The organism is Novosphingobium sp. (assembly GCF_031424035.1).
Lineage (GTDB): Bacteria > Pseudomonadota > Alphaproteobacteria > Sphingomonadales > Sphingomonadaceae > Novosphingobium.
In genome coordinates this window covers 53,616-68,560 of the sequence record NZ_JANPGP010000110.1, presented here as the reverse complement: position 1 = coordinate 68,560, position 14,945 = coordinate 53,616, and the positions used below count along the sequence as shown (strand labels likewise).

At 62.2% G+C, this 14,945-nt stretch carries 10 protein-coding genes and 2 pseudogenes; 7 read left to right on the top strand and 5 right to left on the bottom strand.

What is annotated here, in order from left to right; genetic code table 11:
• The 5 genes from RMO89_RS15005 to RMO89_RS14985 are packed head-to-tail and all read left to right on the top strand — an operon-like array spanning position 1 to position 7,086.
• The gene (locus RMO89_RS15005) at positions 1-2,682 is read left to right on the top strand and encodes a Tat pathway signal sequence domain protein (RefSeq protein ID WP_310534103.1); all 2,682 of its coding nucleotides are present in this window, start codon (positions 1-3) and stop codon (positions 2,680-2,682) included.
• Positions 2,683-2,738: 56 nt separating this feature from the next.
• Positions 2,739-3,818 (top strand): glycoside hydrolase family 88 protein, encoded by a 1,080-nt coding sequence (locus RMO89_RS15000; protein ID WP_310534143.1) that lies wholly within the window; start codon positions 2,739-2,741, stop codon positions 3,816-3,818.
• Between the two features lie 11 nt (positions 3,819-3,829).
• Positions 3,830-5,323 (top strand): MFS transporter, encoded by a 1,494-nt coding sequence (locus RMO89_RS14995; protein ID WP_310534101.1) that lies wholly within the window; start codon positions 3,830-3,832, stop codon positions 5,321-5,323.
• A complete protein-coding gene (locus RMO89_RS14990) occupies positions 5,324-6,121 on the top strand; it encodes a rhamnogalacturonan acetylesterase (protein ID WP_310534098.1) in 798 nt (265 codons plus the stop codon).
• Complete coding sequence (locus RMO89_RS14985; RefSeq protein WP_310534096.1) at positions 6,112-7,086, top strand: alpha/beta hydrolase; 975 nt, start codon at positions 6,112-6,114, stop codon at positions 7,084-7,086. The genes RMO89_RS14990 and RMO89_RS14985 overlap by 10 nt, the downstream gene beginning before the upstream one ends.
• A 33-nt stretch (positions 7,087-7,119) precedes the next feature.
• On the opposite strand, the gene RMO89_RS14980 is transcribed toward RMO89_RS14985, so the two are convergent.
• The 3 genes from RMO89_RS14980 to RMO89_RS14970 all read right to left on the bottom strand — a co-directional run bounded on the left by RMO89_RS14980 (position 7,120) and on the right by RMO89_RS14970 (position 9,725).
• The gene (locus tag RMO89_RS14980) at positions 7,120-8,301 is read right to left on the bottom strand and encodes a sulfatase (RefSeq protein ID WP_310534095.1); all 1,182 of its coding nucleotides are present in this window, start codon (positions 8,299-8,301) and stop codon (positions 7,120-7,122) included.
• The gene (locus RMO89_RS14975; RefSeq protein WP_310534093.1) at positions 8,302-8,532 is read right to left on the bottom strand and encodes a hypothetical protein; all 231 of its coding nucleotides are present in this window, start codon (positions 8,530-8,532) and stop codon (positions 8,302-8,304) included. It abuts the gene before it with no gap.
• Positions 8,533-9,560: 1,028 nt separating this feature from the next.
• Positions 9,561-9,725 carry a hypothetical protein gene (locus tag RMO89_RS14970; protein ID WP_310534090.1) on the bottom strand — a complete coding sequence of 55 codons (165 nt, stop codon included), beginning with the start codon at positions 9,723-9,725 and terminating at the stop codon, positions 9,561-9,563.
• 72 nt (positions 9,726-9,797) lie between these two features.
• Between RMO89_RS14970 and RMO89_RS14965 the strand changes: the two are divergent.
• Both RMO89_RS14965 and RMO89_RS14960 read left to right on the top strand, forming a co-directional pair.
• Positions 9,798-10,094: pseudogene (locus RMO89_RS14965) on the top strand (trigger factor); the annotation flags it as partial.
• A 193-nt stretch (positions 10,095-10,287) separates the two neighbouring features.
• Positions 10,288-11,742: a nucleoside hydrolase-like domain-containing protein gene (locus RMO89_RS14960; protein ID WP_310534088.1), complete on the top strand. Its 1,455-nt coding sequence runs from the start codon at positions 10,288-10,290 to the stop codon at positions 11,740-11,742.
• Positions 11,743-12,045: 303 nt separating this feature from the next.
• Here RMO89_RS14960 and RMO89_RS14955 read toward each other — a convergent pair whose 3' ends face one another.
• Together RMO89_RS14955 and RMO89_RS14950 are read right to left on the bottom strand one after the other, a co-directional pair.
• Complete coding sequence (locus tag RMO89_RS14955) at positions 12,046-13,860, bottom strand: HAMP domain-containing methyl-accepting chemotaxis protein (RefSeq protein WP_310534087.1); 1,815 nt, start codon at positions 13,858-13,860, stop codon at positions 12,046-12,048.
• A gap of 420 nt (positions 13,861-14,280) precedes the next feature.
• A pseudogene (locus RMO89_RS14950) lies at positions 14,281-14,904 on the bottom strand (ATP-dependent DNA ligase); the annotation flags it as partial.
• Positions 14,905-14,945: the final 41 nt, after the last annotated feature.

Below are 14,945 nucleotides of genomic sequence, written 5' to 3'. Positions count from 1 at the left end.
GTGAAGGACCACTTCATCCTCGATCGCCGCAGGTTTCTGGAAGGCTCGGCCTTGGCCGGTGCGGCACTGTCTGCGGCGCCCGCTGCGGCGGCGCCCGAAAGGACAGGCGCCAGTGAGGCTGGCAGCGTCCACTGGCTCGATGGCAAGGCCCCGGTCCGCGACGAAGGCCAAGTCTGGGGCCAGCCATGGCCGCGCGGTACGAAGATGGCAAAGGCCTGGAACCTCTCCGGCGCTGCTGTGCAGACCTGGCCGCTCGCCTGGTGGCCCGACGGGACCGTCAAATGGACCGGCCATGCCCTGCCGGCCGGCGCGCTCAAAGCTCGCGACGGACAGGTCAAGCCGGGGGCCGGAGCAGTTTCTGCGATCCTGTCCCTGCGCGAGACAGGGGACGAGATCGTCGTAGCCTGTGCCGGGGTCGAATGGCACATTGCCCGCTCTGGGACTTCGCTGATCCGCTCGGCAAGCGCCGAAGGGTGCGAAGTCCTGAGCGAGGTCGCGCTGGTCGCCAGGGCCCAGGACCAGCCCGACGACGAGGGGGAAACGCCGTCCAGCCGCCAGCGCCTTTCCGGGACGGTGACAAAGGCGACCGTCGAACAGTCAGGGCCGGTCCGCGCCGTCGTCCGCCTTGAAGGCACGCATGGCGATGGCGTGCTGCCGTTCTCGCTGCGGCTGTGCTTCCACGCCGGGTCGCAATCGGTGCGGATTGTCCATTCGCTGATTTTCGATTTCGACCCCGAAAAGCTGTTTCTGCGCGGGTTGGGTCTGACCGGCGCCGTGCCGATGCGCGATGCCATGCACGATCGTCATCTGCGCTTCGGCGGTCCCGATGGCGGACTTTGGGGCGAGGCCGTGCGCCCGCTTACCGGCCTGCGCCGCAATGCCGGTGAACCCTTTCGCCAGGCACAGATCGAAGGACGCGCCGTCCCCTCGCTCGACACCATGGCCAAGCCTCTGCGTGACAGGCTGGGCTATATTCCGGCTTGGGGCGATTTCACCCTGTCACAGCCGAACAGTGACGGCTTCACCATCACCAAGCGGACCAAGGCGGGCCACGGCTGGATCGACGTCGATACGGCAGGCCGCGCACCGGGCCTTGGCTATGTCGGCGGGGCGAGCGGCGGGGTCGCCTTCGCCATGCAGGAATTCTGGCAGCGCCCGCCGGTGCGGCTCGATATCCGCGATGCCGCCAGCGACACGGCACGCTTCGCCTTGTGGCACCACGCCCCCGATGCCCCGGCGATGGACCTGCGCTTTTACCACGACGGCATGGGGCAGGATGACTGGTTCCGCCAGAATCAGGGGCTCGATGCGACTTACGAGGATTACGAGCCGGGCTGGGGCACGGCCCAGGGCATTGCCCGCACCTTCGAATTCCGCCTCTGGGCCCTGCCCGCCACACCGTCGCGAGACGATCTTGCCGCGATGGCGCGGGGCGTTGCCACTCCGGCGCGGCTGATGGCCACTTCGGCAGCCGTGAAGCAAGCGGGCATGTTCGGCGTCTGGAACAAGCCGCAGGGCGGCGATCCGCTTGAGGCACGGGCAAAGCGCGAGCTTGATTTCTACCTCGACCAGGTCGAGCAGCGCCGCTGGTACGGATTCTGGAACTACGGCGATGTCATGCATTCGTATGACAACGACCGGCACGTCTGGCGTTATGACATTGGCGGCTTCGCATGGGACAACAGCGAACTCTCCACTGACTTGTGGCTCTGGTATTCGTACCTGCGCACCGGGCGCGCCGACCTGTTCCGCATGGCCGAGGCAATGTGTCGCCATACCGGAGAGGTCGACGTCTATCATGCCGGCCGCTTCAAGGGCCACGGCACCCGCCACGGCGTGCAGCACTGGGGCGACAGCTCAAAACAGCCGCGCATCGCCAATGCCGCCTATCGCCGTATCCACTATTTCCTCACCGCCGATGAGCGTTCGGGCGACCTGATGCGCGAAGGGTTGGGGGCGGAAATGCTGCTCCCCGCCATCGATATCGAGCGCAAGACCGGCTCGGTCGATGCGCCGGGGGAACCTCGGACCGGATGGCCTGAAGGTAAGGTTGAAATGGCCTTTGGCACGGTCTGGGGATCGCTGCTCGCTGGCTGGCTCGCCGAATGGGAGCGCACTGGCAATCGCAAGTGGCGCGACCGCATAGTCGCCGGCATGGAATCAATCGCCGCGCTGCCGAAACAGTGGTTCGCGGGCTATGCGCTCTATGACCTGAAGACTAGCCGCTTCTCCAGTGGCGACAAGGTGCGGATCAGCCACCTCAACGGCGCTTTTGGCGTGTTCGAGATAAACGCCGAACTGCTCGAACTGGTCGACCTTCCCGCCTATCGCGAGGCATGGCTGGACTACTGCGAATTCTACAACGCCCCCGCAGCAGAATTCACGGCAAAGACCGGCGCTCCCTGGGCTTCGCGGGGGCTGCGGCAAGGCCACGCCCGCTTCACGGCTTATGCCGCCGCCGCGCGCCGCAAGCCGGAACTCGCCGCCCGCGCCCGCGATGAGCTGGCCTCGCAAGGCGACCGGCCGGACCGCGTTGCGGCATCGCAGGTGCGCAGGATTGCCGGCCCTGCCGTTCTCAAACCGGTCGACGAGATCGTCGGCATTTCAACCAACGACGCTGCCCAATGGGGGCTTGCCTTCATGCAGGTCAGCGCGCTTCTATCTCAAGACAAGGAATTGTGATCTTGGCTCAATCAGCCGTCAATGCCGCCGCTTCGCCGGAACCCAGCCTCGCCAAGGTGACCGATACGATCGGCCGCCTGATCGACAACCTCGTCAACATCACCGACGAGACCGGCGAGTTCCTGCTGCATCTTGAAGACGGGCGCGTTATCGACACCAAGGGCTGGGCCGGCTGGGAATGGACCCACGGCGTCGGCCTGTTCGGCATGTGGCGCTATTACGAGCAGAGCCGCGATGAAAAGGCGCTGTCCGTCATCCGCCAGTGGTTTGCCGACCGCTTTGCCGAGGGCGAGACGACCAAGAACATCAACACGGTCTCGCCGTTCCTGACGCTGGCCTACCTTCACGAGATGGCACCCGATGCCAGCAATCTGCCGCGCTTTGACGAGTGGATGGAATGGCTGATGGCCCCTGTGGGTGGCCTGCCCAAGACCGAGGACGGCGGCTTCCAGCACATCGTCTACAACGACGAAAACCCCGGCGAGATGTGGGACGACACGCTGATGATGAGCGTGCTGCCGTTGGCCAAGATCGGCCTGCTGCTGAACCGCCCGGCTTATGTCGAGGAGGCCAAGCGCCAGTTCCTCGTCCACATCAAGTACCTGTTCGACCGCAAGACCGGGCTTTGGTACCACGGCTGGACCTTCGAAGGACGCCACAATTTCGCCGAGGCCCTGTGGGCGCGCGGGAATTGCTGGGTAACAATCGCCATTCCCGAGATCCTCGAGATGCTCGACCTGCCGGAGGATGACGCCTTCCGCATTTTCCTGATCGATACGCTTGCCGCACAGGTCCGCACACTGGCCGCAACGCAGCACGAAAACGGGCTGTGGCATACGCTGGTGGTCGATCCGACCAGCTATCTCGAAGCCTCGGCCACCGCCGGGTTCGCTTATGGCATCCTGAAGGCGGTGCGCCTTGGCTACCTGCCGGCAAACTATGAAGCCGTGGGCCGCCGCGCCGTGCTGGGCGTGCTGGCGAATATCGACGATGCCGGCGAATTGCAGCAAGTCAGCTTCGGCACCGCAATGGGTGACACACTGCAATTCTACAAGGATATTGCGCTGACCTCGATGCCTTATGGCCAGAGCCTCGCGATCTGCGCACTGGCTGAATACATGCGGCGGCTGGGTTAGGGAGAGCAGGAATGGTGCAAGCCGCAAATGCCGGGGCAGAACGCCCGGTCCGCCTCGTCAACTTCCTTGCCTATGGCGGCAACGACGTGCTCGGCGCGGGCTCGATGGCAGTCATCTCCGCCTGGGTGCTGGTGTTCTACACCCAGTTCTGCGGGCTGACGGCAGGCGAAGCGGCACTGATCTTTGCCACCGCGCGCATCCTTGATGCCTTTGCCTCGCCAACCATCGGCCACGTCTCGGACAAGTTCGGCGCCACGCGGCTGGGTAAGCGGTTTGGACGACGGCGCTTCTTCATCCTCGCCGCCATCCCGCTGCTGCCAAGCTTTGCGCTGATGTGGCTGCCGGGCATGACCTTCTGGTACTATCTCGTCAGCTATGTGCTGTTCGAACTGGTCTACGCGATGGAGATCATCCCGTATGAAACGCTCGCCGCGGAAATGTCGAAGGATTATGCGGCCAAGGCAAAGTTCGCCGGCTTCCGCATCGCCTTTGCCCAGGCTTCGGCCGTACTGGCAGGCTTTCTGCCGTTGTGGCTGATCGAATGGCTGGGCCGCGATAGTGCTGACACGTTCCTCTACATGGGCACTATTTTCGCCGTGCTGTTCATGGCGGCGGCGGGCCTGCTCTATGCGTTCTCGTGGGAGCGACAGGCAACTGGTGAGGAACCCCCGGCAAGAAGTGGATCACCGATTGCCGGACTTTATCGCAACCTTGGCTCGACCTTGAAGATCCGCGCGTTCCGGCTGCATCTCGGGCTCTATCTTGGCGGCTATATCAGCCAGGACGTGTTCAATGCGGCGTTCACGTTCTTCGTGATCTTCGCGCTGGCCGGATCAACCGCCATTGCCTCAGGCCTGCTGGGCACGATGTACATCGTCCAGTTCCTGGCCGTGCTGCTGGCGATCCAGGTGGCGCTGAAGGCCAATCCTGCCATCGCCTACCGCATTGCCGCCGCCTGCTTCGCGCTTGGCGTGATAACCCTGATCGGCCAATGGTCGCTGGGGATCACGGCGACCTCGCCGCTGATCTGGATCGGCATCGGCCTGGCTGGACTTGGCCGGGGCGCGCTCAACTACATTCCCTGGGCGACCTACAATTACATGGCCGACATCGACGAGATCGTCACCGGCCAACGCCGCGAGGGATCGTTCGCCGGCGTCATGACCTTTGTGCGCAAGGCAACCCAGGCCGCCGCCGTAGCCGGTGTCGGCCTGCTGATGGACGCGGGCGGGTTCGTTTCCAAGGCACCGGTGCAAAGCGATGGCGCGATCCATACGCTGGTGCTGTTGCTGGGCGTCGGCACGGTCGTGGTCCTGCTGCTCGGCGTGCTCGCCTCACTGCGCTTCAAGCTCAGCCCACAGACGCACGCCGTCCTGATGGCAGAGATCGAACACCTGCGCGCCGGCAACCGCGCACCCACCAGCGAGGCCAGCCGCGCCGTGGTCGAAGACCTGTCTGGTTGGCGCTATGACCAGCTTTGGGGCAACAATCAGATCGGACGATAGATGAAGCGAATGTCCTTGTTCCTTGCCTCACTGGCCGTTTCCACCGTTGCTGCGGCGGAACCGGCCAGTCAGGGTCGCATCCTGATCGCCGGGGACTCGACGGCACAAGGCTATGGACAGGATCGCTACCCGCAGGCCGGCTGGGGGCAATTCCTTGCCTGCGGCCTCATCTCGGGGACACAGGTTCTCAACCGCGCCAAGGCGGCGCGCAGCACGCGCACCTTTATCGGCGAACGCCGCTGGGACGACCTCATGGCCGAGACCCGCCCCGGCGACACCGTGCTCATCCAGTTCGGTCACAACGATGCCGCCTATGAAAAGCCCGAACGCTTTGCCGACGCGACCACGACCTTCCGCGACAACCTGCTGCGCATGGTCTGGGAGACGCGCGGACGGCAAGCCGTGCCGGTTCTGGTAACACCGGTGGCGCGCCGATCTTTCTGGGACAATGGCCAGACCCGCGCCGATTTTGCCGAATACAGCGCCGTCATCCGCAGTGTCGCCGCCGCCACGGGAACGCCGCTGATCGAGCTTGAAGCGCAGTCGCGGCAGTTGATCGCCGGCATGGGCGCCGAAAAATCGCGTGATCTTTACCTGCACTACCCGCCGGGCCGCTGGCCAGCCTATCCCAAGGGCATCGACGACGACACCCATTTCAGCGAGCTCGGCGCGCGCCGGATCGCCGAGCTGGTGGCGGGTGCCTTGTCCGCCCTGCCGGCACCGGCGGCGGGACTGGTCGCCAAGGAACGGCCGGACCTGACCCGCGGAACACCGGTCGGAAGCGGCGCATGCCATTGAGACTGCCGCGCCGCTCACTGCTCGCCGGGATGGCTGGCTCGGCCCTTCTCGGTTCGGGCGCGGTATCGGCAAAGATCAGGAGCGCCAAACCGGCTCCAGCCCTGATCTCCGTGCTGCCAGTGTGGAACGATGCGCCGCCCGGAGGTGTGCCGGGGGGGCTGGTTGAACAGGAAATTCCCCGATCTCCGACCGGCCCGGCTGACGACACCGCCTTCCTCCACGTCACCCGGCCGACGCTGCTGCATTGCCGCCCCGCAAAGCCGAACGGCGCTGCGGTGTTGCTGGTTCCGGGAGGCGGTTATGCGCGAGTGGCGATCGGCCGGGGAGGAGCAGAGCTTTTGCGCGCCTTTGCGGCGCAAGGCTATCACGCCTACCTGCTAAAGTACCGACTACCCGGCGATCCCTGGCAGGCAGGCCCCGATGCCCCGCTGCAGGACGCTCAGCGCGCCTTGCGGGTGATCCGTTCAATGGCACGGGCCGAAGGCTACGACGCAAGCCGGATCGCCCTGTGGGGAGGGTCCGCCGGCGGACACCTTGCCGCCCGGCTCGCCAATTCTGCGTCTGCGGCATATGCGGCGACAGACGCGATCGATGGCCTGGCGCTGGGCGTGAAAGCCGCAATCCTGCTTTACCCGGTCAATCACATGACCGGTCCCCACGCGCACGCGCAGTCGCGACAGCAACTGCTCGGGAGCCGCAGTGATGAAGAAGCGGCAGCCTATGCGGCTCAGGCAGGTGTCTCCACGATCTCCCCACCCACCTTCCTTGGCCATGCCCTCGACGATCAGGTGGTGCCGGTCGAAAACAGTTTGTCCTATTTCGCGGCTTTGCGCGCCGGGGGAGTTCCCGCAGAACTGCACGTACAGGAAAGCGGCGGCCACGGCTTCGGCTGGAACCGAGCAAACGGCGTTGCTTGGGATTGGCCCGTCCTGGCCCTGTCATTCCTTCGAACGCACGGCGCCTAGGGTCAGAACCTTCCGGCATCAGCCGGCAGCAATTCAGTAAGCCTTAACTGCGGTAGAGTTCACGGCGTTAGGGTCGTCGGTACGTACGCCTTTGGGAACCAAAATTGGGCCACGGAGCAACGGATCATCTGTTTCACGCATCCAGTCTCCAAGGCGCTGCCGCATGGACTGCATTTCCGCTTTCATATCCGCCCGGCTGGCGATGTTGTTTCGTTCTGCGGGATCAAACATCAAGTCGTAAAGTTCCTCACCATGCTTGTCGGCGCAAAGAGGAAGGGTTTGCCAGCCATTTCTGACCCATAACCTCTTGGTCAGGCCATCGTCGCAGTTGGTAACTACTGGATATTTTCGCTTATCGAACCGCCGGATATACTTATATCTTGCAGTGCGCACGGCCCGTACCGGCTCATATGCCGAATGAAAATTGAGCTCACTGAAAACTGCATCCCGGATACCTGGGCTACCTTTGGAAATAACCGGCAACATGGATTTGCCTTCAAGCCATGTCGGCTTGTTGACGCGGATGTAATCACACAGCGTCGGAAACAGATCTATTTGCGACAAGAGCGCGTCAATCGCTTGTGGGGACGAGAAAACTCCCGGCCCTCGCATGATCATCCCGACACCGGTACCGCCGTCATAGAGCCCGGCTTTCATGGTTGGAAACGCGATTCCATGATCTGTGGTGACAATGACCAGCGTATTCTCGGCAAGACCCGCCTGGTCCAGCGCGCGAAGCAGCTGTCCGACGCCATCGTCGAACAAGCGGACACTGGCGTGATAGCCGGCCATATCCTGGCGCGTTTCCGGCGTATCTGGAAGTGGGTAGGGTGGCTGAATAAAGGCAGGATCGTCGGTTGGCTTCGGGAATTCCCGGTGGGTTTCGAAAAAGCCAACGTCGAGAAAGAACGGCTTGTCCTGACTTGCCGCTCGAAAGAGGAAAGCTACCGCATTCGGACAGACATCCGGTACGTGATCGCTGGTATGCGGCAGAACTTCATCGTAGCCGATTGTACGAGCGTCGATGGCAACATGCTGCAAGCCCGCAAGGGCGGTACGGTAGCCATTCGCGCGCAGGGTATGGACGATGTGCCGCTCTGGATGCGAAAATTTCCATCCGCGATGCGCCAGACCAAGCATACCACTGCTATGCGACGATTGACCGGTCAACATTGCTGCCCGACTCGATGAACAGGAAGGCGACGTGCAATGCATTTACCGGAACGTGACACCTTCGCGGGCCATCGCTCCTATGTGCGGCGTTGGAACATCAACGCCGTAAGGCGACCAGAAACGCCCTGAATCGTGCGAGTGCACATACAGAATGTTGGTTCTGGTGGAAGGTATGACCTGCGCCGCCACTGAAGCATCAAAAAGGCTGGCGGCGACCGCCGAACTGCTGACCGCTCCAATGAATCCACGGCGTGAAAGCGTGCCCTTCTGCATTTGTCTTTATCCCTATTGTGACCTCATTGACGGTCAGTCAGGCAGCCATTCAGACGCACGGTGGAGCATCGGCGTAATAGCACGTCCATGACCGTGATCGCCCCTCACCTCTGAAAAACAGATTCCCATTATATGGATATATTTCTCACATATCGGATTTTGATTTTGATTCGCAAGCCACCAGTGGCCGATGAGCCAATGTCTGGCGGATGCCTCGATTCGACAGAACCGCCTGGGAACCCGTCACGACCTTACCTTGACCGGGCGCCTGCCTGGAGCAACGGAGCTTGCTAGCGATCGAGGCTGTAGCAGTGCGAAACATGAGTGCCGAACCGCATGAAAATCGGTGAACACGATTCCCGCAACATCAAGCAACGCGTCGATCTCGACCAGGGCAAAACCGGGCGTGCCCTGCCCCCAGCATGCGTACCTTCCCATCACTGCAGGTCCCACGCTCATCCCATGCAAGCTGTAACCCGTCCCACGATTGCGCAGCCCATCCTGCGATAGGCCGCCCGTGTTTTACCGCGGGCTCTCCAGATCCAACAATCACCTCCGTCGATCCCACGCAACGGGAGGTTTTGGGCAAATCGGGAGAATTGAATTCCCAGTTATGCGCCCAGATCGGAGGTGGAATTCCTTGTTCAGTTGAAAAAATTCCCTGTTACGTCACGCAGGGAATTTACAGCGAAAACCTGAGGAGTTCTGAGGCCTTGCGAGTGCCATAACGCGCTAAAAACAACCGAATTTGCATTTTTCCCTGTAAATTCCCATAAAACAGGGAAAACGCCACTTGAGACTGACTCGCTCCGGACTGCGTCGCGCACCAATCAGTCCTGAATAACTACCCCTGAAGGGGCACCCTGCAGATCAGGCGGCCGGAATGGCGCAGTTCTGCGGCAATTAGCCTATCCGCTAATGTCGAGTGCAGTCAGAGACTCCCGCATTCGCCCCAACATATCGTCGCAGAATGCCCCGCGTCTCTGGCGCCAAAATCCTGACTGCAGTGGAGAATGGGAAGGTTGGCCTCAGGCGAACCCGAGGAGCGCGCGCTGGTCAGCCCAGGCGAGCGGCAGGTCGATGTCGTGCAGGGTGCGAGCAGTCAACGAGGTCGGCTGCCGGCCCTCCACGATGGCGGTGATGATGTCAGCTGAGCCGCCTTCGGTATGATCGCAGATGACTTGCGTACCCATCAGCAGGTCGGACAGCCGTTCGCAGCTCAGCCGCTCAAGATCATGCGCCGACACACGCCATGCCGGCGCATCGTCGAAGTCTCCGCGCAGGAAATGAACATGCTGGTCCAGCAGGCAGCGCAGCAGTACCGCCCCGAAGATCGCCAGCGCTTCGCCGAATACCTCCAGAACGAACCGCTCGCCGCCGCCCAGCTGCGCGCGCCGCTCTATGAGGACAAGGTCGTCGACTTCCTGTTCGACAAGGCCGAAGTCACCGAACGCACCGTGACCAAGGACGAGCTGCAGGTGGCAATCGAAGCCGAAGACGCCGCTCCGGCCCCGGCCAAGGGCGCCAAGAAGGCTCCGGCCAAGAAGGCTGCTGCGAAGAAGTAATTCGCGCGGCGCTTTTTGAGCGACAGACAAAGGGGGGCGGGCAAGCGATTGCCCGCCGCTTTTGCATTGGTGGGGCCGGTTACCAATTGTGGAACCGGCAGCGAACTTTCCGGGTACGACAATAAATCCTTCGTATGGGAGCCGCCGCGCCAATCTGCTAAGCGGCCATTTCCTTACCGCGAGAGAACCCATGTACCGCCGCTTTGCAAGCCTCGCCTTCGCTCTGGCTTGTGCCAGTGCCATGCCCGTCATGGCAGCTCCTGCGGAGCAAGCCCGCTCACGTCTGATCGTGCTGACCGACATCGGCAATGAACCCGACGATTCCGAGTCTATGGTCCGCCTGCTGCTTTATACCAACGAGATCGACATCGAAGGTCTGATTGCCACGACCTCGCGGCATCATCCTAACAATCCGATGCGCAATCTGATCGACGAGCGTGTCGCGGCTTACGGCCAAGTGCTCGGCAACCTGCGCCAACATGATCAGCGCTACCCTGAAGTCGAGACTGTGCGACGGGTGGTGCTGAGTGGCAGCCCGGTCTACGGCATGACCGGGGTCGGAAAGAACAAGGACACCGCCGCCTCGCGGCTGATCATCGCAGCAGTGGACAGGCACGACCCCCGGCCTGTCTGGGTGGCGGTTTGGGGCGGTGCGGCCGATCTTGCTCAGGCATTATGGACCGTGCGGGCGACCCGTACGCCAGCTGAGCTCGATCGCTTCGTCGCTAAGCTCAGGGTCTACTCGATCTCGGACCAAGACGACGCGGGGCCGTGGGCGAGGGCCTACTTCCCCAAACTGTTCTGGATCACAAGCGTCCACGGCTTCACGCGCTATAACCTCGCCACCTGGACAGGCATCTCCGCACCGCTGTCTGGCACGGATATGTCGCATGTCAGCAAGGATTGGCTGAGCGCGAACATCCGCAGCAAGGGTCCGCTAGGCACCCTTTACCCGTTGCCACCCTACATCATGGAGGGGGACACGCCGTCGTTCCTCAATTTGATACCGAACGGCCTTTCCACCACTGAGCGACCCGACTGGGGCGGCTGGGGCGGGCGTTATGAGAAGCTCACCAATGAACTTGGCCTCTGGGCGTCGACGAGTGACATGGTTGCCGGCGTTGATGGCAAGATGCAGTTCAGTCCGCAGGCCACCATCTGGCGCTGGCGCTCCGCATTTCAGAACGACTTCGCCGCTCGGATGACCTGGTCTGTCACCCCGACCTACAAGCAGGCCAATCACCCGCCGCAGCCGCAGTTGAATTTGCATGGAGGCCTCGCACCAGTTGAACTCGCCGCCTGTCCCGGCAAGCCAATCAGCCTGTCAGCAGCCGGCTCGACCGATCCAGACGGCAATCGCTTGAGCTATCGATGGTGGTGGTATCGCGAAGCGAGCGGACTGGCTGCACCACAAGTGAAGCTTTCGTCCGACAGCGCCGACTCCGCGACTGTCGAGGTCAGCGGTGAGGTGAACGTCGACCAGTTCACGCCACCTGCCAACTACAAGGTTCACGTGATCTTGGAGGTAAGCGACGACGGCACGCCAACGCTGACCCGCTATCGCCGCGCGATCATCACCGTACCGGGGGGACGAGTCGGCGAGACTGCTGATTGCGCGGTAAGACCGATACCTCCTTCGCATTGATCCGAATGGGTCGACGCAAGTTTTCTGCTCCGCACGATGGGTGCTGCGTAGTCGAACGGCAGCTTTCCAGAGGGTGCCGCCTGATAGCTGTCAGTCGCCAATCCACGACATTCCAGTTATCGAGGAAGGAGGCGCACAGGCATCGATAGCCTCGGCTCGTTCAGGCCTGGCGCAAATAACCGCTTTCCGGCGCACTATAAGAAGGCGCCTTTCCGGACACGACAACAATCCCGTCGTTAGCCAGCTAAAGCGTGATTGTCGGGCCTCACGACACCCTGCCGTCCAACCGCGTGATGGTTGATCCTAGTCCACCAGTGCCAACGCGAGGTTGCCCGACAACCGGGGAGCAGGCTTCGGCGGGCTGGCGGAAGCCCCTGTCTTGTGCGGGGTGAAGTCAACGTAGTCGTTGATACTGCTGCGGCGAAGATGTTCGGGATTATTCACGGTACTTGGCCTGCTGAGCATGTCGCGGGTGTGGAATGCCGAGATGATCGCGTTCAGCTGCCCGGCTTCGCTGGCCAGGCTGCGGGTGGCGGCGGAGGTTTCCTCGACCATTGCCGCATTGCGCTGTGTCATGCCGTCCATTTCGCCAACCGCATCGTTGACCACGCGCAGTTGCTCGGCCTGGCGGCTGGCAGCGTCGGCAATTTCGTTGACGAGACTGGTAACAGCATCAACCCGCGTGACGATCTGACCAAGCTTGTCACCGGTCTGGCCTACCAGCGCCACCCCGGCAGTCACCTGGCGCGAGCTGGCCGCGATCAGCGTCTTGATTTCGCTGGCGGCGTCGGCAGAGCGTTTCGCCAGCGCCCGCACTTCGGTGGCAACTACCGCAAAGCCGTTGCCTGCTTCGCCCGCGCGCGCCGCTTCCACCCCGGCATTGAGCGCAAGCAGGTTGGTCTGGAAAGCGATGCCGTCGATGAGATCGGTGATCTGGGTGATTTTGCCGGTCGATTGCTCGATCAGGGCCATGGCCGCGATGGCATCGCAAACCACGGCACCGCCCTCGGTCGCCTCGTTCTGCGCCTGCGCCATTGCCGCACGAACATCGGCGGCGCCTTGAGCCGTTTGCCTGACGCTGGCGGTGACCAAGCCCATGGCCGCGTTGGTCTCTTCCAGGCGGGCTGCCTGGTCCTCGTTGCGGCTGGCCAGATCGTCAGTTGCCTCGCGAATCTCGGTGATCGACACCATCAGGTTACCCGCCCCCACACGCACCGCGCCGATGCGCTGGCACAGCGTATTGAATGCCTGGTTGAAGGTCGCTCGCAGCCCTTCGTAAACCGGGGGAAACGCCTGTTTGATGCGGTATTCAAGATGCTGATCGGCCAGCTGCTCCAGTCCCGCACCCAGCGCCTGAACCACGATGCGCTGGTCCTGTTCGATCCGTGCCCGCTCGATTCCGGCCTTTCGGAAGATTTCCATGGCGCGCGCCATCACGCCGATTTCATCGCTGCGATCCTGACCGCTGACTTCCCGCTCATAATTGCCCTCGGCCATCGCCTTGATGGCTTCGGCGGTCGTGGTCAGGGGGGCGACGATACGGCTCTGGATCAGCTTGCCGGCCATCCAGGCGGCGGCGATGCACAGCAGGGCGATCAGCCCAACCGCGCCGATCTCGATCGCCGTCAAGCGGTTGTTGTACGCCAGGAAGCTGGCGCGGTACGCGTTCGATTGGGCGACCAGCCGGTCGATCTGGGCATGCTGCGCTTCAAATCGGTTGCGCAGCTCACCCGTGGTGATCGAGCGAAGGGCGGCCCTGTCGTTGGCTTTGGCGGCCGGAATGAACTGCGTGTCCATGACGTGCCAGAACGCTTCGGCATCGGCGAGCGTCTTCTCGACCCCGCCGCGCAGTTCGGGTGGCAGCGGTGCGGTTTTCCAATAGGCGCGGCGGTCATTGAATTCGCCGCGGTTCTTGGCAATCAGCGCAAGCTCGGCATCGGTCCGGTCGGGATCGACCGCGATCAGCGTGGCGTGGAGGTAGGGTTCGACCACGAAGGCCGGCGGCGGCAGGATATCGGCGAGCAACGCATCCTGAAGCGTGTTGGCTCGTGAAATCGGACCACCGAAGCGGATCTGGCCAACGACAATCGCGATTATGGCAAAAGCTACTACAAGCAACGCAATAAGCGTTCGCGAGCCTTTGCGTGCCTGTGCCTGAATCATCTGCGCCTAATCCCGGAATTCGTGGTTCATTCCGTGATTTTATTTGTCCGGATTTAACATCGTGGCTCGCCATGTATGCGTAGATGCCGCAGGGAATTTTCGAAAAAACAAATAAAGTCTTAGCCTTAACTTGCATGGGCAAAAGGCAAGGATTTCAGGGAACATCTGATTGTGGGCAATTCAGCTCGACCTGTGAATCGTTGGTTCGACACGATTATCCTCCTGCGCAGGCGCGGGTGATGCCCACTTGCTGGAAGGTTTCGCTGCTACCGTCATCGGGCAGCGACGCCCCGCCTGACAGCGACAGCGACCAGGCCGGGCCCGGGTGCGCATCCTCAGCATCTTCATCTGCTGAATCTTGCGCGCAGGCGGCAATCCCCAACCCGGCAAAGCCTTGCTGCGGCTGCGGCGCAAAAGCACTTTAGTGTCTCCAACGCCAAAAGGATGAGCATTGGTCAGTTCTGCCAGTTCGCCCCAGGTGATGGGAACGGCAACAGGAGAATGGGCGCGCGCCCTTGAAGAATGCGGCAGAACGGCCGTTGCGCCCCGCCGGTTGCGGAGCCAGTCGATCAAAATCTTCCCCTTGCGCTTGGCCTTGTTCATCGTCGCGAGGATGCGGTCCGGTTCTGCAAGACTGAGCGCTTCAGCAAAGCGATGCGCGAAATCCTTATGTGCTTCCAAGGCGTGACCCGGCGTAAACGGTACGATGACATGAACGCCCTTGCCGCCTGAAAGCATTGCGAAGCTGACGAGGCCGATGTCAGCCAGCCGGTCCTGAATGCGCCGCGCTGCCGACTTCACCGCCTCAAAATCGAGCCCTTCGTCTGGATCGAGGCCGAAGATCATGAAGTCGGGCTGCTCGACGTCACCGGCCCGGCCACCCCAGGCGTGGAACTCGATCGTCCCCATCTGCACCCAGGCGAGCAGACCCGCTACGTCCGCGACGTATAGATAGTCCTCCGCACCGCCGTCCTTTTCGGTGATGGGGACGAGGCGAACAGAGGCTTCGCATTAGCCATGGCTGAAGGGGCAAGGAAATC

What these genes read in the sequence shown, in the direction of transcription:
- RMO89_RS14970 (WP_310534090.1), bottom strand. Translation starts at nt 9,725, where the DNA reads ATGGGTACGCAAGTCATCTGCGATCATACCGAAGGCGGCTCAGCTGAC.
- RMO89_RS14960 (WP_310534088.1), top strand. Translation starts at nt 10,288, where the DNA reads ATGTACCGCCGCTTTGCAAGCCTCGCCTTCGCTCTGGCTTGTGCCAGT.
- RMO89_RS14990 (WP_310534098.1), top strand. Translation starts at nt 5,324, where the DNA reads ATGAAGCGAATGTCCTTGTTCCTTGCCTCACTGGCCGTTTCCACCGTT.
- RMO89_RS14985 (WP_310534096.1), top strand. Translation starts at nt 6,112, where the DNA reads ATGCCATTGAGACTGCCGCGCCGCTCACTGCTCGCCGGGATGGCTGGC.
- RMO89_RS14995 (WP_310534101.1), top strand. Translation starts at nt 3,830, where the DNA reads ATGGTGCAAGCCGCAAATGCCGGGGCAGAACGCCCGGTCCGCCTCGTC.
- RMO89_RS14975 (WP_310534093.1), bottom strand. Translation starts at nt 8,532, where the DNA reads ATGCAGAAGGGCACGCTTTCACGCCGTGGATTCATTGGAGCGGTCAGC.
- RMO89_RS14980 (WP_310534095.1), bottom strand. Translation starts at nt 8,301, where the DNA reads ATGCATTGCACGTCGCCTTCCTGTTCATCGAGTCGGGCAGCAATGTTG.